This is a genomic window from Rhodobacter ferrooxidans, assembly GCF_000176015.1.
Taxonomy (GTDB): domain Bacteria; phylum Pseudomonadota; class Alphaproteobacteria; order Rhodobacterales; family Rhodobacteraceae; genus Pseudorhodobacter_B; species Pseudorhodobacter_B ferrooxidans.
In genome coordinates this window covers 164,009-183,712 of record NZ_ACYY01000003.1, presented here as the reverse complement: position 1 = coordinate 183,712, position 19,704 = coordinate 164,009, and the positions used below count along the sequence as shown (strand labels likewise).

Genomic DNA, 19,704 nt, shown 5'->3' with positions numbered 1-19,704 from the left:
ATGTGCGGCATCGTCGGAGTGCTTGGCAACCATCAGGTCGCCCCCCTGCTGATCGAGGCGTTGAAGCGGCTGGAATACCGCGGCTATGATTCGGCTGGCATCGCCACGGTCAACGACGGCCACCTCGACCGCCGCCGCGCCACCGGCAAGCTGGTGAACCTGTCGGATTTGCTGGTGCACGACCCGTTGGCGGGCAAGGCCGGCATCGGCCACACCCGCTGGGCCACGCATGGCGCGGCCACCGTCTCCAACGCCCATCCGCATCAGGCTGGCCCTGTGGCGGTGGTGCACAACGGCATTATCGAGAACTTCCGCGAGTTGCGGGCCGAACTGGCCGAGGCCGGGTTTTCCTTTGAATCGGAAACCGACACCGAAACCGTGGCGCTGATGACCCGTTTGCACATGGAACGCGGTCTCTCGCCCATTGAAGCCGCCCGCGAGACCCTTGGCCGCCTTCACGGCGCCTTCGCCCTGTGCTTTCTGTTCGAAGGCCAGGACGACCTCTTGATCGCCGCCCGCAAGGGCAGCCCGCTGGCCATCGGCCATGGCAACGGCGAGATGTTTGTCGGCTCCGACGCCATCGCCCTGGCACCGATGACCGACCGCATCACCTATCTGGAGGAAGGCGACTGGGCGGTGATCACCCGCAAGGGGGCCGAGATTTTCGACGCCGCCGGCAACCGCGCCAACCGGGCCGTTACCCAAATCCAGATCGACGCCACCCGCATCGAAAAGGCCGGCTACCGGCATTTCATGGCCAAGGAAATTGCTGAACAGCCGGTGGTGCTGGCCGACGCGCTGCGCGCCTACCTTTCGGCGGATGGCAAGGTGATGAACCTACCAGAAGCCATTGATTTCAAAAGCGTTTATCGGCTGACGCTGGTGGCCTGCGGCACTGCCTCCTATGCCTGCCACGTGGCGAAATACTGGTTCGAGGCGCTGGCAGGCCTGCCCTGCGATATCGACGTCGCCTCGGAATTCCGCTACCGCGAGCCGCCGCTTTCACCCGCCTCCTGGGCGCTGTTCGTCAGCCAGTCGGGCGAGACCGCCGATACTCTGGCCGCCCTGCGCTATGCCAAGGGCAAGGTGGCCAAGGTGCTGGCGGTGGTCAACGTGCCGACCTCCTCCATCGCCCGCGAAAGCGATCTGGCACTGCCAATCCTGGCCGGGATCGAGGTGGGCGTGGCCTCGACCAAGGCCTTCACCTGCCAGTTGGCCGTCCTGGCGCTGCTGGCGCTGAAAGCGGGGCTGGATCGCGGCCGCCTTGATGCCGCGACGCTGGCCACCCATCTGGCCGATTTCGCACTGCTGCCCGGCCTGATGAACCACGCCTTAGGCCTTGCCGCCGAGATCGAGGCGATTGCCGACCAACTGGCCAAGGCGCAGGACATCCTGTTCCTGGGGCGCGGCGCGATGTTCCCCCTGGCGCTGGAAGGCGCACTTAAACTAAAGGAAATCAGCTACATACACGCCGAAGGTTATGCATCAGGTGAACTGAAACACGGCCCCATCGCCCTGATCGACGAAGCCGTGCCGGTGATCGTTCTGGCGCCGCGCGACGCGCTGTTCGACAAGACCGTGTCGAACATGCAAGAGGTGATGGCGCGGCACGGCAAGGTGCTCTTGATCTCGGATGCCAAGGGCGTGGCCGAGGCCGGGGTCGGCTGCTGGAAAACCCTGACCATGCCGCAGGTGCCGGGGTTCCTGGCGCCGATGGTCTATGCGCTTCCGGCGCAACTGCTGGCCTATCACACCGCCATCGCCAAGGGCACCGATGTCGATCAGCCGCGCAATCTGGCGAAATCGGTGACGGTCGAGTAATGGCAAATAGATTCAAGGAGTTCCAACCCGAACATCAAGCGTTTGTTGAAGAACAGGCGGTGTATTTCGTGGCCTCCACCGCGCCGAGTGCCCGCATCAACCTCAGCCCCAAAGGCATGGACAGCCTGCGGGTGCTTGGCCCCAACCGGCTGATCTGGCTGAACCTGACCGGCTCGGGCAACGAAACCGCGGCGCATCTGGCGCATGATGCCCGGATGACGGTGATGTGGTGCAGCTTCGGGGCGCGCCCGCTGATCCTGCGCGCCTTTGGCACCGCCCGCACCCTGCACCACAACGACCCCGACTGGGCCGACATGCTGCGGCATTTCCCCGATCTGCCGGGCGCGCGGCAGATCTTCGACATGACGGTCGATCTGGTGCAAACCTCCTGCGGTTACGCGGTGCCGCTGATGGACGAGGTCCGCGAACGTCCGGTATTGCGCACATGGACCGACGACAAAGGCGCCCAAGGCATCAAGGCCTATTGGGACCAGACGAACCGCACCTCGATCGACGGCCTGCCGACCGGCATCGACGCCAATCTGGGAAAACCCCGATGACCCCCGAACAGGCGATCGCCGCCCTGACTGCACAAGCTTTGCCCGGCAAGGCACTGGAAATGCAAGCCTATCACAAGGTCGAACGCCCGTATCTCGGCGTCTCGAACCCCGAGATCGACGCCTTGGTCAAAGACTGGCGCGCCACCCTGTCGCTGCCTGACCGGCTGGCGCTGGCCGACGGGTTGTGGCGCAGCAACATCCACGAAGCGCGGATTGCCGCCGCCAAACTGCTGAGCCAGGCCCGCATCCGCCCCGATGACAGCGGCGCCTGGGCGCTGATCTGCCAATGGCTGCCGGATTTCGACGCCTGGGCCATCGCGGACCACGCCTGCATCGCGGCGCAAAAACGCCTGATCGCCGACCCGTCGCGGCTGGACGAGGTTGAAACCTGGACCCGGTCGGAAAACATGTGGCAACGCCGCGCCGCTTTGGTCGCCACCCTGCCCTTCGCCAAGCTGCCCAACCCCAAAGCCGCCGAGATCGCCGCCCGCGAGCGTATCCTCGACTGGGCCGCCGGCTACTGCACCGACCGCGACTGGTTCATCCAGAAAGCCGTGGCTTGGTGGCTGCGCGACCTCTCGAAGCACGACGCAAACCGCGCCGCCGCCTTTCTGGCCGAGCACGGCGCCTACCTGCGCGCCTTCGCCCGCAAGGAAGCGGCGCAATACCTGCCAACTCCCTGACTTCATTCACCTTTGTGAAAATATCCTCGGGGGTGTGGGGGCAGACAGCCCCCACGCCTGTCCGCAATCCCGCCGCCTAGCGCCCGAACACCGTCACCTCGGGCAGATCGGTCAGCCCCAGCCCCAGCGCCCGGAACGCCGCCAGCGACAGCTGCGCCGCCCCTTCGCCCGGCAACAGATCAACCTGCACCGATGCGCCTGACGCCGTGACCACCGTGCCCGGCCGCGCCGCGCTGACCAAGGCCGAGCGCAACCAGAACCCCGGTTCCGTCACCTTGCCCAAAGCCACCACCACCTTGCCCAAAGCCGCATCCGCGGCGGGCGCCGGGGCGGCCAAAGCGGCGGCGCGCTGCTCGGGTGTGGTGGTGTCCAGCGCCTCGGCGCTGGAAGCCCCGGCGGGCGGCGGCGGCGCGGCAAGCTCGGGCGAGGGCAAGGGTTCTGGCACATCCGGCACCTGCGGCCCGCGCAGCGCCGAGCACCCCGCCAACAGCGACAAACCAAGCACAAGACCAAGGGCGCGTATCATCATGGCCGCAGGATAATCCGGCGCCCGCCTTCCGGCAACCACCTCATTGCTGCTTGCCACAATCGCCCCCTCGCCCTAGCTTTGCCCGATGAAGCAGCCGCTGACCGACCCCTTCGCCCGCGCCATCCGCTATCTGCGGGTCTCGGTCACCGACCGCTGCGATTTCCGCTGCGATTACTGCATGGTCGAGGACATGCAATTCCTGCCGCGCGCCGACCTGCTTTCGCTTGAGGAGCTTGACCGGCTGTGCAGCACTTTCATCCGGCTGGGGGTGCAAAAGCTGCGGATCACTGGCGGCGAGCCTCTGGTGCGGCGCAACATCATGGCGTTCTTCCGCGCCATGCAGCGGCATCTGGCCAGCGGCGCCTTGCAGGAACTGACGCTGACCACCAACGGCTCGCAACTGGGAAAATATGCCGCCGAACTGGCCGAGTGCGGGGTGAAGCGGGTCAATGTCTCGCTGGATACGCTGGATGCCGCCAAATTCGCCGCGATCACCCGGCGGGGTCGGCTGGATCAGGTGCTGGCGGGCATCAAGGCCGCCACGGACGCGGGCCTGCGGGTGAAGATCAACGCCGTGGCGCTGAAGGGGGTCAACGAGGACGAGTTGTTCCCGCTGGTCGAATGGTGCGCGGCCCAAGGCCATGATCTGACCTTCATCGAAGTGATGCCGATGGGCGACAACGGCGCGCTGGACCGCTACTGGCCGCTGACCGACCTTGCCGCGCGGCTTGCCAGCCGCTTCACCCTGACCGAGCTTGCCGAACGCTCGGGCGGGCCTGCGCGCTATGTCCGGCTGGAGCAGACCGGCCAGAAGATCGGCCTGATCACGCCCTTGACCCATAATTTCTGCGAAAGCTGCAACCGGGTGCGGCTGACCTGCACCGGGCAGCTTTTCATGTGCCTTGGCCAGGAAGACAGCGCCGACCTGCGCGCCCCGTTGCGGGCCAGCCCATCCGATGCCGGGCTGGAAACCGCGATCCGTGCCGCCATTGCCCGCAAGCCCAAAGGCCACGATTTCGACTATTCCCGGCAGCAGGTCACCGGCCGGATGAGCCGCCCGATGAGCCACACCGGCGGGTGACCCGGTGACCCCAGCCGGACGGCTTTCCAGCTTTTTCAGCCACCTGGCCCCCGCGATGTCGCGCCCTGCCCCGCGCGAGGCGGTGCGGGCGGCGATCGGCTGTGGCCTGGCCCTGGTGTTCTGCGGCGGGCTGCTGCTTTGGGCCTATCCGCATGACCCCGGCGGCTTCGTGCTGATCGCCCCGCTGGGCGCCACGGCGTTTCTGCTGATCGCGGTGCCCAACAGCCCGCTGGCGCAGCCGTGGTCGGCGCTGGTCGGCAACACGCTGGCCGGGCTGATCGGCGCAGGCGTGGTGCATCTGGCCCTGCCGGTGCCGCTGGCCGCCGGGCTGGCGGTGGGGCTTTCGGTGCTGGCGATGGCCCTGAGCCGCGCCATGCACCCGCCCGCCGGCGCCGTGGCCTTGCTGGCGGTGCTGAACGCGCCCTTCACCTTGCAGCTTGGCCTTGGCTTTGCGCTGGTGCCGGTGGCGCTGGACACCGCCCTGCTGATCGGCTTTGCCGTGGCCTGGAACCACGCGACCGGCCGGGTCTATCCGTTCCGCCTGCCCCCCGCCACCAGCCCGCATGCCACCGCCGACGCCGCCCCCGAGCGCCGCCTGCTGCCGCCGCCCGACCATCTGGAAACCCTGCTGGCGCAGATGAACCTGGGCGCCAACATCGGGGTCGAGGATTTCAGCCGCCTGCTGGTCGCCGCCGAGGCCGATGCCGCGACCCAACGGCTGGGCGGGCTGACCTGCGGCGCGGTGATGTCGCGCGATCTGATCACCGTGGGGGCGGACGCCTCGCTGCGGCAGGCGGCGGCGCTGTTCCGCCAGCACGGGCTGAAAACCCTGCCGGTAACAGGCGACGCCGTGCTGCTGGGCATGCTGTCGCTGATCGACGTGATCCCGCCCGCCGACCCTGCGGACCCGGTGCGCCTGCACATGTCCACCGACGTGCAGCCGGTGTCGCCACTGGCGCCGGTGGCGACGCTGATCCGGCAGTTGGCCGATTCCGGCCAGCAGGCCGCCCCGGTGGTCGAGGCGGGCCGTCTGGCCGGGCTGATCACCCGGTCCGACCTGATCGCCGTGCTGGCGCGGCAGGGGCTGGGTGGCACGTTGACGGATTAAGCGGCAGGCATCCGGCTTTCCACCATCCCGGCATACCAGCTTGACCCGAACGGAATGGCGTTGTCGTCGAAATCATAGGCCGGGTGGTGCACCATCGCGGTGTCGCCATTGCCAAGGAAGATATAGGCCCCGGGGCGTTCATTCAGCATGAAGCTGAAATCCTCGGCCCCCATCAGCGGCGCTGTATCGGTATCCACCTGCCCCGAGACCGCCTTGGCAACCTCGGCAGCAAAGCGGGTGTTTTCGATGGCGTTCACCGTCACCGGATAGCCGCGCTGATAGGCGACGTTGGCGCTGGCCCCAAGGCTGGCGGCGATGCCGGTCGCGACCTCGACCACCCGGCGTTCCACATAGTCCTGCACGCCCGGGTCCATGGTGCGCACCGTGCCCTTCATCACCACCACCTGCGGGATGACGTTATGCGCCGGGCTGTCGGTGGCAAAGGTGCAGACCGACACCACCACCTGTTTCAGCGGGTCCACCCCGCGCGAGGCGATGGTCTGCAAGGCCACCACGATATGCGCCGCCACCACCGTGGTGTCGATGCAGTCATGCGGCTTGGCGGCATGGCCACCCTTGCCGGTCACCGTGATCTCGAACTGGTCCGCCGCCGCCATCATGGCACCGGGGCGGATGGCGAAATGGCCGACCGGGATGCCGGGCATGTTGTGCATGCCGTAAACTTCCTGAATACCGAAACGGTCCATCATGCCTTCGGCGCACATTTCGCGGCCGCCGCCACCGCCCTCTTCGGCGGGCTGGAAGATCAGCACGGCGGTGCCGTCGAACTGCCTTGTTTCCGCAAGATATTTCGCCGCCCCGAGCAGCATCGCAGTATGGCCGTCATGGCCGCAGGCATGCATCTTGCCGGGGGTCTTGCTGGCGTAAGCCGCCCCGGTCGCCTCGATGATCGGTAGCGCGTCCATGTCGGCGCGCAGGCCCACCACCCGGCCCGAAGTATCGGTCTTGCCCTTGATCACCGCCACAACACCGGTGCGGCCGATGCCCTCGACCACCTGATCGCAGCCGAATTGCCGCAAGAGGTCCGCCACCTTGGCGGCGGTGCGATGCACCTCGAACAGCAGCTCCGGGTTTTCGTGGAAATCGCGGCGCCAGCCGGTGATTTCGGGCAAGAGTTCGGCAAAGCGGTTCTTTACAGGCATCTCAGACTCCGGTTTGTTTGCCCCAGCTTCCGCCAATCGCCCGCCGCCCGCAAGCCTACAACCCCGGCCCCGGCGCGATTTTCGACCCGTCGGTAAAACGCGAAAGCCGGAAGCGGCGGATGTCGTGGCCCAAGGGCTGCCCCGCCACCAGATCGGCCACCACCCGGCCCAGCCCGGGGCCGATGCCGAAGCCATGGCCGCTCATGCCCGTAGCCAGGGTCAGGCCCGGTAGAGCCGCCACCCGGTCGATCACCGGCACCACATCGGGCATGGTGTCGATCATCCCGGCCCAGACCGATTTCAGCCTTGGCCGCCCCAGATGCGGGAAGGCGCGGGCGAATTCGTCCTGCACCCGACCGATGACGCCCATGTTCGGCGCGGGGTTCAGCACCCTTATCGCCTCGAACGGACCGGGGCGGTCCATGCTCCAGCGCCGGGGCGTGCCCCAGGCGTCGGGATAGGCTTTCGGGGCAGCAAGTTGGAAATGCGTGGAACGGAAATCCTGTTTCAGAACCGGCAGATAGGCGGCGAAGTTGCGGAAGGCGTCGGGGCCGAGGAAGAAGTCATGCTCGGCCCCCGGCGCCAGGCTGTAGCCACCGTCCGCCCGCCTGCGGAAGGCAAATTCGCTGTCCACGGCATTGCCCGCAAACACCTCGGGCATCGGTTCGGAAGCGGCAACCGAGGCCAGCACCGACAGTTGCGGGATCGCCACGCCATGCGCCCGGGTAAACAGCGACGACCAGGCGCCACCCGCCAGCACCACCTGATCGCAGGCGATCCGGCCCTGTTCGGTGATCACCCCCGCCACCTTGCCCGCCGCCAGATCAAGCCCGCGCACAGCGCAGGCTTCCACGATCACCGCGCCACGCGCCGCAGCACCCTGGGCCAGCAAAGGCACCGCCGTCCAAGGCTCGGCCCGCGCGTCGGACGGCGTGAATAGCCCGCCTTTCCAATCCGCCTGCGCCCCTTGAATCCGGTCGTCCACCGCCCCGCGGCTGAGCAGCTCGGTGTCCAGCCCATGCGCGCTTGCATGGGTCAGCCAGGCCTCGTAGCCCGCCATCTCGGCCTCGGTGCGGGCCAGATACATCACGCCTTCCTGACGGAATCCCAAAGCCTCGCCAAACTGTTGCGCGAGGTTCTTCCAGTGCCGCAGGCTTTCCACCATGATCGGCAATTCGTCCAGATCGCGGCCCTGCTGGCGGATCCAGCCCCAGTTGCGGCTGCTTTGCTCGCCCGCGATCCGGCCCTTTTCGCACAGCGTGACCCGCAAGCCGCGTTCAGCCAGATGCCAGGCGGTCATCACCCCGATCACGCCGCCGCCGATCACCACCACGTCGCAGGCGGCGGGGATCGGGCCGGGAAATTGCACCGGGCTGGATTCGGAGATCGGAAACGCCGTCATGCCGCCAACTCCGCCACCAAACGCTGCATCAGCACCCATCCGGCCTCGAACTGCGCCAGCTCCAGATATTCATCCGGTTGATGCGCCTGCGCAATGTCGCCGGGGCCGCAGACCACCGCCGAATAGCCCGCCGCCTGAAACTGCCCGGCCTCGGTGCCATAGCTGACCACCGAAGTGCTATTGTCGCCGGTCAGCCGCCGCACCAGCGCTTCGGCGGCACCATCGGTTTCGGGCTGCAACGGCGGCAGCACGAAATCCTGTTCAAGTGAAATGGCAGCTTCGGGGCGTATTGCCTTGATTTCTTTTTCTATCCTGTCAACCTCGGCCCGGAAGGCCGCGACCCAGTCCTCCAGCCGCTCGCCCGGCACCACGCGGAAATCGAGGCCGAACCAGCAGTCGCCCGCAGTGATGTTATGCGCCGTGCCGCCATGGATCACGCCGACATGCACCGTCGTCCAGGGCGGGTTGAACAGTGCGGCCAGCGGCGAGGCCGGTCGGGCGCGGTTTTCGGCGTTCATCCGGTTGGCCCAGTCGATCAGCCGCGCCGCCACCATGATCGCGTTGACGCCTTCATGCATGATGGAAGAATGAACCTCGAAGCCCTTGACGTGGCAGGAAAACTTGGTGCCACCCTTGTGGCCGTTGACCATTCGCAGCATCGACGGCTCGCCCACCAGCACCGCCGAGGCCCGCGGCAACACCTGCGCCATTTCCGCGATCATCGCCGGTGCGCCGGTGCAACCCACCTCCTCGTCATAGCTGATGGCAATCTGCAACGGCCGCTTCACCCCCGCGGCCAGCGCCAAGGGCACTGCCGCCAGGGCCAGCGCCACGAAACCCTTCATGTCGCAAGTGCCGCGACCATAGAGCCGCCCGTCGCGTTCGACCACGCTCCAGGGGTCGGTGGTCCAGCTTTGCCCGTCCACCGGCACCACATCGGAGTGGCCGGAAAGCACAACGCCGCCAGTCACTTGCGGGCCGATATTCGCGTAAACGGCGGCCTTGGTTCTTTCCGTGTTCCATACCCGCTGCGCCGCCACGCCGTGGCTGGCCAGATAGTCTTCCACCCAACCTATCAGCGCCAGATTGCTGTCGCGGCTGACGGTGGGGAAGGCCACCAGACGGTCCAGGATCTGGCGCGGGGTCAGCAGCATCGGCATTGGCAGGCTCCTTCAACGATGCCGCAGGTTGACGCTTTGGCGGTGGCAGGGTCAAGGCCAGCCAGCGTGACGTCGGGGAAGAAACTGCCAAAGCCACGGCTTGCGCAAAACCGCCTTGCGGGGCGGCGAAAAATGTCTAACACTCGGTAAAATTCCGGGTCGTGCAACGACATGCCTGGCAAATAACAAAGAAAAACAAAGACCTGGGGAGTATCCTATGCCCGATGGGGCAATGCCCGTCCTTGATGTCAGGGGTCTGAAGACCGTTTTCCGCACCCGCGGCGGCGAAGTTCATGCCGTCAATGCGGTCAGCTTTCACCTGATGCCGGGCGAGCTTCTGGGTGTGGTGGGCGAAAGCGGCTCTGGCAAATCGGTCACCATGATGTCGCTGATCGGCCTGTTGCCCTCGCCCCCCGCCGATGTGCGGGAAGGCCAGGTGCTGCTGGGCGGCGTGGATATCCTGAAGGTGTCGCCCGAGGAACTGCGCCGCGTGCGCGGCGCCCGGATCGGTTTCGTGTTTCAAGACCCGATGACCAGCCTGAACCCGGTATTCACCGTCGGCAACCAGATCATCGAGCCGTTGCGCGCCCACATGGGGCTGAACAAGGCGCAGGCCGAGGCGCGGGCGGTGGAACTGCTGGAACTGGTCGGCATCCCCGACGCCCGCAACCGGCTGCGCAGCTATCCGCACCAGTTTTCCGGCGGCATGCGGCAGCGGGTGATGATTGCCATTGCCCTTGCCTGCGACCCCGAAGTGCTGATCGCGGATGAACCCACCACAGCGCTTGACGTGACGATTCAGGCGCAAATCATTGAATTGGTAAAGGAACTTCGCCACAAGCTGGGCATGGCAATTGTCTGGATCACGCATGATCTGGGGGTGATTGCCGGGATCGCCGACCGGGTGATGGTGATGTATGGCGGTCAGGTGGTCGAACAGGCGCCGGTGAAGGATCTGTTCGCCGACCCGCGCCACCCCTATACGCGGGCGCTGTTGAAAACCATTCCCAAGGTCTCCGGCGTGCGCGAGGCGCGGTTGCAGGTGATCGACGGCCAGCCGCCGATCCTGGCCGGTGCCCCTACCGCCTGCCCGTTCCGCGCCCGCTGCGCCCATGCCTTCGCCCGTTGCCATGCCGAGAACCCGCAGCGCCGGGCCATCGGCGCCGGGCGGGTCGGTTATGGCCATGACGTCGCCTGCCACTGGGACCCGGAGGCTACCGATGCTTGACGCTGGCCGCCGCAAGCTGGTCGAGGTGCGCGACCTGAAGATGTATTTCCCGATCTATTCCGGCTTGCTGCGCCGTCATACCGGCGACGTGAAGGCGGTGGACGGGGTCAGTTTTGACATCTTCGAGGGCGAAACCCTTGGTCTGGTGGGCGAATCCGGCTGTGGCAAATCCACGGTCGGTCGGGCGCTGCTGCGGCTTTACGAACTCACCGGCGGCTCGGTGGTGATCGACGGCGACGATGTGGCGAAGCTGTCGCCCGAGGCGTTGCGGCAGAAGCGTCCGACCATGCAGATGGTGTTCCAGGACCCGCAGGCCAGCCTGAACCCGCGGATGACCCTTGCGGGCATCATCGGCGAGCCGCTGGACGAACACACCAGCCTGACCGCCCCGGAAAAGCTGGCGCGGATTTACCAACTGATGGATCAGGTCGGCCTGAACCGCAACTTCGCCAACCGCTATCCGCATGAATTCTCGGGCGGTCAGCGCCAGCGCATCGGCATTGCCCGCGCCTTGGCCCTGAACCCCAAGTTCATCGTCTGCGACGAGCCGATTGCGGCGCTGGATGTGTCGATCCAGGCGCAGGTGGTCAACCTGCTGGAGGAGTTGCAGGACCGGCTGGGGCTGACTTACCTGTTCATCTCCCACGACCTTTCGATGGTGCGCCATATCGCTGACCGGGTGGCGGTGATGTATCTGGGGCAGATTGCGGAACTTTCCCCCCGCGACGAGCTTTATGCCCAGCCGCTGCACCCCTATGCCATTGCGCTGCTGTCGGCGGTACCCGAGCCTGACCCGTCGCGCGAAGGTGCGCGGCAGCGGATCATCCTGCAAGGCGATGTGCCCTCGCCCGCCAATCCACCCAAGGGGTGCAATTTCAGCACCCGTTGCCCGCAGGTGCAGGCCATCTGCCACCGCCTGCAACCCGATCTGATCGAAGTGGCCCCCTTGCGCTTTGTCGCCTGCCACTTCGTGCAACCGCAACAAGCCCAGCCCGCCGGATCAACCGGCGGCACCGAGGCAACCGAGCCCACACAACAAGGAGTGAACGCATGAAACTCAAGACCGCCCTTCTGGGGGCAGCCGCCGCCTTCGCGATGGCCCCCGCCGCCTTTGCCGAACGTGGCGCGGATGGCCAGTTGAACATCATCTACTGGCAGGCGCCGTCGATCCTGAACCCCTACCTGTCGTCGGGCACCAAGGATGTCGAATCCGCCTCGATGGTGCTGGAGCCGTTGGCCGGGTTCAACGAAAAAGGCGAGGTGATCCCGCGCCTGGTGACCGAAGTGCCGACGGTCGAAAACGGCGGGGTGTCTGCCGACCTGACCTCGATCACCTGGAAGCTGACCCCCGGCCTGTTGTGGTCGGATGGCACGCCGGTCACTTCGGCCGATGCGGTGTTCACCTGGCAGTATTGCACGCATCCCGAAGGCGGCTGTGCGCAGGCCGCGCGCTATGAAGGCGTGACCTCGGTCGAGGCGCCGGACGATCTGACCATCAAGGTCAATTTTGCGGCCCCCAAGCCGAACCCCTATCAGGCCTTCGTCGGCGCCACCTCGCCGCTGCTGCAGGCCAAGCAGTTCGCTGAATGTCTGGGCGCGAAAGCCCCGGAATGCACCGCCGCCAACTTTGGCCCGATCGGCACCGGCCCGTTCATGGTGACCGAGTTCAAGACCAATGACACCGTGCAGATGGTGGCCAACCCGAACTACCGCGACCCGGCGAAACCGGCGTTTGCATCCGTGAACTTCAAGGGCGGCGGCGATGCGCAGGCGGCGGCGCGGTCGGTGCTGGAAACCGGCGAGTTCGATTACGCCTGGAACCCGCAACTGGCCCCCGAGGTGCTGGCAGGCATGGAAGCCGCGGGCAAGGGCAAGGTATTTGCCGCCTTCGGCACGCTGGTCGAGCGGATCGAGATCAACATGACCGACCCAGATCCGGCGCTGCCCGAAGGCATGCGCTCGACCGCGGCCCATCCGCACCCGATCCTGTCGGATATCCGCGTGCGGCAGGCGCTGTCGATGGCCATCGACCGCAACCTGCTGGTCGAGGTCGGCTATGGCTCGTCGGGCCGCGCCACCTGCAACCTGGTGCCGGCGCCCGAGCTTTACGCCTCGGATAACACCGGCTGCCTGACCCAGGACATCGAAGGCGCCAAGAAGCTGCTGGAAGAAGCCGGCTGGATGCCCGGCGCCGATGGCATCCGCGAAAAGGACGGCAAGAAGCTGAAACTGCTTTACCAATCCTCGACCAACGCGGTCCGGCAGGACTTTCAGGCGCTGGTCAAGGGCTGGTGGAACGAGATCGGCATCGAGGTCGAGTTGAAGAACGTCGATGCCTCGGTGTTCTTTGGCGGCGACCCCGGCTCGCCCGACACTTTCCAGAAGTTCTATGCCGACGTCGAGATGTATGCCAACAACTTTGACGGCACCGACCCGGAGCCCTACCTCGCGCAATACACCTGCGAGAAGGCGCCGAAGCCGGAAAGCCAATGGCAGGGCGAGAACATCAACCGCTTCTGCGACCCGGCCTATGACGCGCTGGTGGCCGAGCTTGGCAAGACCGGCGAGATGGCCAAACGCGGCGAGATCGCCCGGCAGTTGAACGACATGCTGACCAAGGACAGCTTTGTCGTGATCCCGCTGGTCGATCGTGGCCGCACCTCGGCCGCCTCGAATACCCTGGGCGGCGTGGTGATGAACGCCTGGGATTCCGAGCTGTGGAACACCTCGGACTGGTATCGCGTGAAGTAAGCTGACAAGCGGCGCGCCGGGGTCTCGTTCCCGGCGCGCTCCTTTTTCATCCCCCACCCCGACTACTGAACCCCCGACTTCTGAACCGAGGCGTCGCCCATGCTGACCTTCACCATCCGACGGCTGCTGCTGGCGATTCCGACGCTTCTGTTCATCAGTCTGATCATCTTTTTGCTGCTCGACATGGCGCCGGGCAGCCCGATGAGCCAGATCCCCCTGACCGTGCCTTTGGAAGTGCGGCTGAAGATGATCGAGGCGCTGGGGGCCAATGATCCGATTTTCTTTCGTTACATCAACTGGTTGCACAAGTTTTTCGTGATCGAGCCGCTGCATGTCTTTGACGGGCTGTTCGGCACCACCTTCGCCGGCGATTCGCTGCGCGAGTTGTCCTGGCAGTCGCGCAGCCCGGTGGCCGACGTGATCGCCCAACGCATCCCGCAGACCCTGACGGTGATCGGCATGTCCTACCTGCTGGGCATCCTGATCGCGCTGCCGATCGGCATCTATTCGGCCTACCGGCAGTATAGCTGGTTCGACCAGTTGGGCACCTTCATCTCGATGATCGGGTTTTCGGTGCCGACCTTCTTTACCGGCGTGCTGCTGATCGTGGTGTTTTCGGTGAAACTGCACTGGTTCCCGTCGATTTACGACACCACGCTGAAAGTCACCGACTGGGCCAGTTTCGGCAAGCAGGTGAAACAGATGACCATGCCGGTGGCGGTGCTGGGGCTTTACAACGCCGCCCAGATCAGCCGCTACATGCGGTCCTCGATGCTGGAAAACCTGACGCAGGACTATGTGCGCACCGCCCGCGCCAAGGGCCTGTCGGAGCGGGTGGTGGTGCTGAAACACGTGTTGCGCAACTCGCTGATCCCGGTGGTGACGGTGATCGCCCTGGGGATCCCGACGATCTTTGGTGGCGCCATCATCACCGAGCAGGTGTTCAAGGTGAACGGGTTGGGGCAGCTTCTGATCACCGCGATCTATGCCAACGACCTGCCGATGGTGCAGACCCTGACCTTCATCTTTGCGGTGCTGATCGTGCTGTTCAACCTGGTGGCCGATATCCTGTACGGCATTCTTGATCCGAGGATCCGCTATGACTGATCTGGCACCGATGAAGCTGGACGAGGCCCTGAAGCCACCGCGCAACCAGTGGTGGGATGTCTGGGACCAGTTCAAGACCCACAAGGGCGCGCTGATCGGCGCCTTCGTGCTGGGCGTGCTGGTGCTGGCGGTGGTGGCGGGGCCGTTGTTCTGGCGCATTGACCCGGCTTTCATCGAGCCGGATGCGGTGAAGATGATCCGCTCGCGCAATCAGGGCTTCAGTCTGGCGCATCCGTTCGGCACCGACCAGTTGGGCCGCGACATGCTGGCGCGGATGATCGCGGGCGGCAAGGTCAGCCTGGCGGTGGGGCTGGTGGCGATGCTGATCTCGATCTTCATCGGCACCACGATCGGCGTGCTGGCGGGCTATTTCAAACGGCTGGACGGGCCGTTGATGCGGATGACCGACCTGTTTCTGGCGCTGCCCTTGCTGCCGTTGCTGCTGGTGATGGTGATGCTGTTCCGCGAGACTCTGGCGGGGATGTTCGGGCCGGAGTTGGGGACGTTCTTTTTGATCGTGTTCGCCATTGGCGTGACCAGCTGGATGCAGGCGGCACGGATCGTGCGCGGCGAGGTGCTGGCGCTGAAGGAACGCGAATTCGTGCTGGCGGCGCGCTCTATCGGCACGCCGTCGCGGCGGGTGATCCTGCGCCACATCCTGCCCAATGTGATGAGCCCGATCATGGTGGCGGCGACGCTGGGGATTGCCAGCGCCATCATCACCGAATCGGCGCTGTCGTTCCTGGGGCTGGGCTTCCCGCCGGATTTCCCGACCTGGGGGCGGCTGTTGTTCGACGGGGTGGAATACATGACGCAGTTTCCCGACCGGGTGATCTGGCCGGGGCTGGCGATCTCGCTGACGGTGCTGTCAGTGAACTACATCGGGGATGGCTTGCGCGACGCGCTGGACCCGCGAATCCGGGGACGCTGAGCCTGTCAGGCAAAAGTGGGAACCGGTTTTGCCGCCCGACAGGCGAAAAATCGAAAGGCGGGATTGTTGACAGGCTGGGGAGAGGGCTGTCTGCCCTCTCCCCAGACCCCTCACCCGAGGATATTTGAGCAAAGGTGAATGGGGGTCAGCTTTCCATCCGGCGCTTGATGCGCTGGACAGTCAGCCAGACCACAAGAACGATGATCGGGGTCAGGATCGCGGTGGCCATGCCTTTGGAAATGCCGAAGGGTTCGGTGAAGGGATAGGCGGCATAGGAGGCAAGGCTGACGGCGTAGTAGCTGACGGCGACCACCGACAGGCCCTCGACCGTGTGTTGCAGCCGCAGGGCCAGATCGGCGCGGCGGTCCATGCTTTCCAGCAATTTCTGGTTCTGCGCCGAACGATCGACATCGACCCTGGTGCGCAGCAGTTCGGCGGCGCGCTGGGCGCGTTCGGCCATGCGTTGCAGCCGCAGTTCCGCCGATTTCACCGTGCGCATCGCCGGATCGTAGCGGCGCACCATGAATTCGCCAAAGGTCTGGCGGCCGGCCTGACGCACCTCGCGCAGCGCGTCGATGCGTTGGGTGACGATGGCTTCGTAGGCATTGGTGGCACTGAAGCGGAAGGAAAGCTGCACCGACAGGCTTTCCAGTTCGGCCGAGATCGCCAGCAACTCGTGCAGCGTGTCCTCGGGGTTGCGGCTGTTGGAATCAATGGCGTTGACCAGCGCCGACAGGCTGGGGTCCAGCGCATTCAGCCGCTGGGTCAGCAGGCGCGTCCGCATCAGGCCCAGCATCGACATGGCGCGATAGGTCTCGATCTCGCACAGCCGCTGCACGATGCGGCCCACCCGGCGCGGGCTGGTGCCGGGGCGCACGAAAACCGCAAAGCGCATGTGGCCCGCCGGGTCGATGTGGAAATCGCCGGCGACGATGGCCGCGCCGTCGATCACCCGCGCCGAGGCCAGGCTTTCGGGCACGAACCAGCCGTCAAGGCTGGTGTTCAGCGCCGCTTCATCCTCGGGCAGCGGCTCGATGCGGATCAACAGCGACACCAGCCGCTTGCCGGGGCCGCTGGCCAGCCAGTCCTCGGGGAACACCCCGGCTTCGGCGGGGTCGAAGGCCCGGGGCGACACACCGGGGGTGTAGCCTGCGTAGGTGACAAACTCGGTGTGGCTTTCCCAGTTGAAATCGGTGCGACCGATCCGGCCCGAGAAATGCGTGGCACCGGGCGGCGGGTGCGGGCTGGCGTGGCGGTCGAGCAGTGCCAGCAGATGCGCCAGATCAAGGCTGCGGTCGCGGTTGGCGGCATCGACCGGTTCCTTCAGCGCCACGAACACCGCGGTGCAGGGCACCTCCAGCGACGGCAAAGGCCGGGCGTGCAGTTCGTTGGCCAGGGCATAGCGCAACGGGTGGTCTTCGATGGGCGGCATGGCAACCTTTGGCGACAAGAGCGGTTGCAGGATATTTAGGGGCAATGCCGCCCCAGAACCAGTGGCTTAGCGCCGCTGGGCGGCGAATTGCAGGCCGATGACGCCGATTGCGGCAAATCCGGCGCCGGCAAGGAAGGTGGTTTGCGGGCCAAGGGCGGTCCACAGCCCGCCGGCCAGGGCGTTGGCGGCCAGCAGCACCAGCCCGGTGACCAGATTATAGACCCCGAAAGCCGTGCCGCGCAGCGCCGCCGGGGCTGCCGCCGCCACCTGGGTTGCCAGCAAGCCTTGGGTCAGCCCCATGTGCAGCCCCCACAGCGCCACGCCCAGCAGCACCGCCGTCAGCCCCGGTGCAAAGGCCAGCACCAGATCGGCCGCCACCAGCACGGCAAAGCCGAAGGCCAGCAGCCCGGCCTTGCCGATGCGGTCGGACAGCACGCCGACCGGCCAGGCCGAGGCCGCGTAGATCACGTTCATCACCACCAGCACCATCGGCGCGAAGGTCAGGCCCAGCCCCGCGCCTTCGGCCCGCAGGATCAGGAAGGCCTCGGAAAACCGCGCCAGCGTCATCACCGAGGCCAGCGCCACCACCGCCCAGAAGCCGCGCCCCAAAGCCGCAAGGCTGGCGCGGTCAAGCTTTGGCCGCACTGCGGGTTTGGCGGCGGCCTCGGGTTCGCGGACATAGATCACCAGCACCGCCACCGCCATGGCGGCTGGAATGATCGCCAGCCAGAACACCAGCCGCACGTTGCCCGCGAAAGCCAGCATCAGCGCCATCGCCAGCAAGGGGCCAAGGAAGGCGCCGATGGTGTCCATGCTTTGCCGCAGACCGTAAGCCGCGCCGCGCTGCGCCTCGGGCACCAGGTCCGCCACCAGCGCGTCGCGGGGAGCACCGCGGATGCCCTTGCCCACCCGGTCGGCAAAACGCGCCGTGGCCACCATGCCCGCCCCACCCGCCAGCGCGAACAGCGGCTTGGTGAGCGCGCTGAGGCCATAGCCCAGCACCGCCAAAGGCTTGCGCTTGCCCATCCGGTCGCTGAGGAGGCCGGAGAACAGCTTGGTGACCGAAGCCGTGGCCTCGGCCATGCCCTCGATCAGCCCCAGCATCGCCGCCGAAGCGCCAAGGGTGCCGACGATGAACACCGGCAGCAGGCCGTGGATCATCTCGGACGAGACATCCATCAGCAGGCTGACAAAGCCCAAGGCCACGATGCCTGCGGGAAGTTTTGCCAAGTTCCGGCCTTTCATGCAAAAGGCCCCGGTGTTGCGACCGGGGCCTTGGGCAAGTTGCACGCAGAGCGCGTGAAGATCAATCAATCATCGGCAGCAAGGCATCCAGCGATTTCTTGGCGTCGCCATAGAACATCCGGGTGTTTTCCTTGTAGAACAGCGGGTTCTCGATGCCGGAATAACCGGTGCCCTGACCGCGCTTGCTGACGAACACCTGCTTGGCCTTCCAGCATTCCAGCACCGGCATCCCGGCGATGGGGCTGTTGGGGTCTTCCTGCGCTGCCGGGTTGACGATGTCGTTGGAGCCGATGACGATGGCCACGTCCGTGCTGGGGAAATCCTCGTTGATCTCGTCCATCTCCATCACGATGTCGTAGGGCACCCGCGCCTCGGCCAGCAGCACGTTCATGTGGCCGGGCAAGCGCCCCGCAACCGGGTGGATGGCGAACCGGACGGTCTTGCCCGCCGCCCGCAGCTTGCGGGTCAGTTCGGAAACCGACTGCTGCGCCTGCGCCACCGCCATGCCGTAGCCGGGGATGATGATGACGCTATCCGCCTCGTTCAGCGCCGCGGCGACACCTTCGGCATCAATGGCAATCATCTCGCCCGAGATTTCCATGGCAGGACCGGTGGGGTTGCCGAAACCGCCGAGGATCACCGAGATGAAGCTGCGGTTCATCGCCTTGCACATGATGTAGCTCAGGATCGCACCCGACGAGCCGACCAGCGCGCCGGTGACGATCAGAAGATCGTTGCCCAGCGTGAAGCCGATCGCCGCCGCCGCCCAGCCCGAGTAGCTGTTCAGCATGGAAACCACCACCGGCATGTCGGCGCCGCCGATGCCCATGATCAGGTGATAGCCGATGAAGAACGCCGCCAGCGTCATCAGGATCAGCGCCGAGATGCCGCCGTCGTTGAGATAAGACACCAGCATCGCCACCGAAAACAGCGCCGCCACCGCGTTCAGGATATGGCCGCCCGGCAGTTTGGTGGCCTTGCCATCGACCTTGCCCGCCAGCTTGCCAAAGGCCACCACCGAGCCGGTGAAGGTCACAGCGCCGATGAACACGCCCAGGAACACCTCGACCTTCAGGATGGCAACTTCCACCCCGGTCTTGTGCGCCAGCACCGCGGCAAAGCCGTTCAGGCTGGCCCGCGCCGCCTCGTCCATGCCCTGCACGGCGCCCAGTTGCAGATGGGCGTTGAAGCCGATCAGCACCGCGGCCATGCCGACGAAGGAATGCAGCGCCGCCACCAGTTGCGGCATTTCGGTCATCTGCACCTTGCCCGCAACATACTGCCCGGCATAGGCACCGACCGCCAGCATCGGCAGCACCGCCCACAGCTTGCCCGCATCCGGGCCCAAGAGCGTGGCCCCCACGGCGAAAGCCATGCCGACGATGCCATACCAGACGGCGCGCTTGGCGCTTTCCTGGCCCGACAGCCCGCCCAGGCTCAGGATGAACAGGATGGCAGCCGCAACATAGGCCGCCCCGACAATTCCGATGCTCATGGCTGACC

Annotated in this window: 17 protein-coding genes; 10 read left to right on the top strand and 7 right to left on the bottom strand. The window is 65.9% G+C overall.

Annotated features, from left to right (window positions below):
* Genes glmS through RSW2DRAFT_RS03715 form a run of 3 tightly spaced genes read left to right on the top strand, consistent with a single transcriptional unit; the run spans position 1 to position 3,064 of the window.
* On the top strand, positions 1–1,821 hold the full coding sequence (glmS, locus tag RSW2DRAFT_RS03725; RefSeq protein WP_008028175.1) for a glutamine--fructose-6-phosphate transaminase (isomerizing): 1,821 nt from the start codon (positions 1–3) through the stop codon (positions 1,819–1,821).
* Entirely contained in the window at positions 1,821–2,381 is a 561-nt protein-coding gene (locus RSW2DRAFT_RS03720; protein WP_008028174.1) for a pyridoxamine 5'-phosphate oxidase family protein, read from the top strand. The genes glmS and RSW2DRAFT_RS03720 overlap by 1 nt, the downstream gene beginning before the upstream one ends.
* Positions 2,378–3,064 carry a DNA alkylation repair protein gene (locus RSW2DRAFT_RS03715; RefSeq protein ID WP_008028173.1) on the top strand — a complete coding sequence of 229 codons (687 nt, stop codon included), beginning with the start codon at positions 2,378–2,380 and terminating at the stop codon, positions 3,062–3,064. Before RSW2DRAFT_RS03720 ends, RSW2DRAFT_RS03715 begins: the two co-directional genes overlap by 4 nt.
* A 76-nt stretch (positions 3,065–3,140) precedes the next feature.
* Here the strand turns inward: RSW2DRAFT_RS03715 and RSW2DRAFT_RS03710 are convergent, their stop codons facing one another.
* On the bottom strand, positions 3,141–3,593 hold the full coding sequence (locus RSW2DRAFT_RS03710) for a hypothetical protein (RefSeq protein ID WP_040671554.1): 453 nt from the start codon (positions 3,591–3,593) through the stop codon (positions 3,141–3,143).
* Between the two features lie 85 nt (positions 3,594–3,678).
* Here RSW2DRAFT_RS03710 and moaA point away from each other — a divergent pair, with 85 nt between their 5' ends.
* A complete protein-coding gene (gene moaA / locus RSW2DRAFT_RS03705; RefSeq protein WP_008028171.1) occupies positions 3,679–4,674 on the top strand; it encodes a GTP 3',8-cyclase MoaA in 996 nt (331 codons plus the stop codon).
* Between the two features lie 4 nt (positions 4,675–4,678).
* Positions 4,679–5,782 carry an HPP family protein gene (locus RSW2DRAFT_RS03700; protein ID WP_040671507.1) on the top strand — a complete coding sequence of 368 codons (1,104 nt, stop codon included), beginning with the start codon at positions 4,679–4,681 and terminating at the stop codon, positions 5,780–5,782.
* Here the strand turns inward: RSW2DRAFT_RS03700 and RSW2DRAFT_RS03695 are convergent.
* From RSW2DRAFT_RS03695 to argE, 3 genes are read right to left on the bottom strand one after another with little or no spacing between them, the layout of a single operon-like run.
* Positions 5,779–6,945: a M20 aminoacylase family protein gene (locus tag RSW2DRAFT_RS03695; RefSeq protein WP_008028167.1), complete on the bottom strand. Its 1,167-nt coding sequence runs from the start codon at positions 6,943–6,945 to the stop codon at positions 5,779–5,781. The two genes, RSW2DRAFT_RS03700 and RSW2DRAFT_RS03695, sit on opposite strands and share 4 nt — an antisense overlap.
* A 55-nt stretch (positions 6,946–7,000) precedes the next feature.
* Positions 7,001–8,347 (bottom strand): NAD(P)/FAD-dependent oxidoreductase, encoded by a 1,347-nt coding sequence (locus RSW2DRAFT_RS03690; RefSeq protein WP_008028165.1) that lies wholly within the window; start codon positions 8,345–8,347, stop codon positions 7,001–7,003.
* Positions 8,344–9,507: an acetylornithine deacetylase gene (gene argE / locus RSW2DRAFT_RS03685; protein WP_008028164.1), complete on the bottom strand. Its 1,164-nt coding sequence runs from the start codon at positions 9,505–9,507 to the stop codon at positions 8,344–8,346. The genes RSW2DRAFT_RS03690 and argE overlap by 4 nt, the downstream gene beginning before the upstream one ends.
* A 217-nt stretch (positions 9,508–9,724) precedes the next feature.
* Here argE and RSW2DRAFT_RS03680 point away from each other — a divergent pair, with 217 nt between their 5' ends.
* The 5 genes from RSW2DRAFT_RS03680 to RSW2DRAFT_RS03660 all read left to right on the top strand — a co-directional run bounded on the left by RSW2DRAFT_RS03680 (position 9,725) and on the right by RSW2DRAFT_RS03660 (position 15,524).
* Positions 9,725–10,735, top strand: a complete 1,011-nt coding sequence (locus tag RSW2DRAFT_RS03680; protein ID WP_008028162.1) for an ABC transporter ATP-binding protein — start codon at positions 9,725–9,727, stop codon at positions 10,733–10,735.
* On the top strand, positions 10,728–11,789 hold the full coding sequence (locus tag RSW2DRAFT_RS03675; RefSeq protein ID WP_008028160.1) for an ABC transporter ATP-binding protein: 1,062 nt from the start codon (positions 10,728–10,730) through the stop codon (positions 11,787–11,789). Before RSW2DRAFT_RS03680 ends, RSW2DRAFT_RS03675 begins: the two co-directional genes overlap by 8 nt.
* Positions 11,786–13,486, top strand: coding sequence for a peptide ABC transporter substrate-binding protein (locus RSW2DRAFT_RS03670; protein WP_008028158.1), 1,701 nt, complete (start codon positions 11,786–11,788; stop codon positions 13,484–13,486). Before RSW2DRAFT_RS03675 ends, RSW2DRAFT_RS03670 begins: the two co-directional genes overlap by 4 nt.
* Positions 13,487–13,585: 99 nt before the next feature.
* Positions 13,586–14,593, top strand: coding sequence for an ABC transporter permease (locus tag RSW2DRAFT_RS03665; RefSeq protein ID WP_008028156.1), 1,008 nt, complete (start codon positions 13,586–13,588; stop codon positions 14,591–14,593).
* Complete coding sequence (locus tag RSW2DRAFT_RS03660; protein ID WP_008028154.1) at positions 14,586–15,524, top strand: ABC transporter permease; 939 nt, start codon at positions 14,586–14,588, stop codon at positions 15,522–15,524. The genes RSW2DRAFT_RS03665 and RSW2DRAFT_RS03660 overlap by 8 nt, the downstream gene beginning before the upstream one ends.
* Positions 15,525–15,669: 145 nt before the next feature.
* Here RSW2DRAFT_RS03660 and RSW2DRAFT_RS03655 read toward each other — a convergent pair whose 3' ends face one another.
* The 3 genes from RSW2DRAFT_RS03655 to RSW2DRAFT_RS03645 all read right to left on the bottom strand — a co-directional run bounded on the left by RSW2DRAFT_RS03655 (position 15,670) and on the right by RSW2DRAFT_RS03645 (position 19,696).
* Positions 15,670–16,956, bottom strand: coding sequence for a DUF3422 family protein (locus RSW2DRAFT_RS03655; RefSeq protein WP_008028152.1), 1,287 nt, complete (start codon positions 16,954–16,956; stop codon positions 15,670–15,672).
* Positions 16,957–17,022: 66 nt separating this feature from the next.
* Positions 17,023–18,186, bottom strand: a complete 1,164-nt coding sequence (locus RSW2DRAFT_RS03650) for an MFS transporter (RefSeq protein ID WP_232209641.1) — start codon at positions 18,184–18,186, stop codon at positions 17,023–17,025.
* Between the two features lie 76 nt (positions 18,187–18,262).
* Positions 18,263–19,696: an NAD(P)(+) transhydrogenase (Re/Si-specific) subunit beta gene (locus RSW2DRAFT_RS03645; protein ID WP_008028147.1), complete on the bottom strand. Its 1,434-nt coding sequence runs from the start codon at positions 19,694–19,696 to the stop codon at positions 18,263–18,265.
* Between the last annotated feature and the right edge of the window lie 8 nt (positions 19,697–19,704).

Coding starts and splice junctions, on each gene's coding strand:
- glmS (WP_008028175.1), top strand. CDS start 1: ATGTGCGGCATCGTCGGAGTGCTTGGCAACCATCAGGTCGCCCCCCTG.
- RSW2DRAFT_RS03720 (WP_008028174.1), top strand. CDS start 1,821: ATGGCAAATAGATTCAAGGAGTTCCAACCCGAACATCAAGCGTTTGTT.
- RSW2DRAFT_RS03715 (WP_008028173.1), top strand. CDS start 2,378: ATGACCCCCGAACAGGCGATCGCCGCCCTGACTGCACAAGCTTTGCCC.
- RSW2DRAFT_RS03710 (WP_040671554.1), bottom strand. CDS start 3,593: ATGATGATACGCGCCCTTGGTCTTGTGCTTGGTTTGTCGCTGTTGGCG.
- moaA (WP_008028171.1), top strand. CDS start 3,679: ATGAAGCAGCCGCTGACCGACCCCTTCGCCCGCGCCATCCGCTATCTG.
- RSW2DRAFT_RS03695 (WP_008028167.1), bottom strand. CDS start 6,945: ATGCCTGTAAAGAACCGCTTTGCCGAACTCTTGCCCGAAATCACCGGC.
- RSW2DRAFT_RS03690 (WP_008028165.1), bottom strand. CDS start 8,347: ATGACGGCGTTTCCGATCTCCGAATCCAGCCCGGTGCAATTTCCCGGC.
- argE (WP_008028164.1), bottom strand. CDS start 9,507: ATGCCGATGCTGCTGACCCCGCGCCAGATCCTGGACCGTCTGGTGGCC.
- RSW2DRAFT_RS03680 (WP_008028162.1), top strand. CDS start 9,725: ATGCCCGATGGGGCAATGCCCGTCCTTGATGTCAGGGGTCTGAAGACC.
- RSW2DRAFT_RS03675 (WP_008028160.1), top strand. CDS start 10,728: ATGCTTGACGCTGGCCGCCGCAAGCTGGTCGAGGTGCGCGACCTGAAG.
- RSW2DRAFT_RS03670 (WP_008028158.1), top strand. CDS start 11,786: ATGAAACTCAAGACCGCCCTTCTGGGGGCAGCCGCCGCCTTCGCGATG.
- RSW2DRAFT_RS03665 (WP_008028156.1), top strand. CDS start 13,586: ATGCTGACCTTCACCATCCGACGGCTGCTGCTGGCGATTCCGACGCTT.
- RSW2DRAFT_RS03660 (WP_008028154.1), top strand. CDS start 14,586: ATGACTGATCTGGCACCGATGAAGCTGGACGAGGCCCTGAAGCCACCG.
- RSW2DRAFT_RS03655 (WP_008028152.1), bottom strand. CDS start 16,956: ATGCCGCCCATCGAAGACCACCCGTTGCGCTATGCCCTGGCCAACGAA.
- RSW2DRAFT_RS03645 (WP_008028147.1), bottom strand. CDS start 19,696: ATGAGCATCGGAATTGTCGGGGCGGCCTATGTTGCGGCTGCCATCCTG.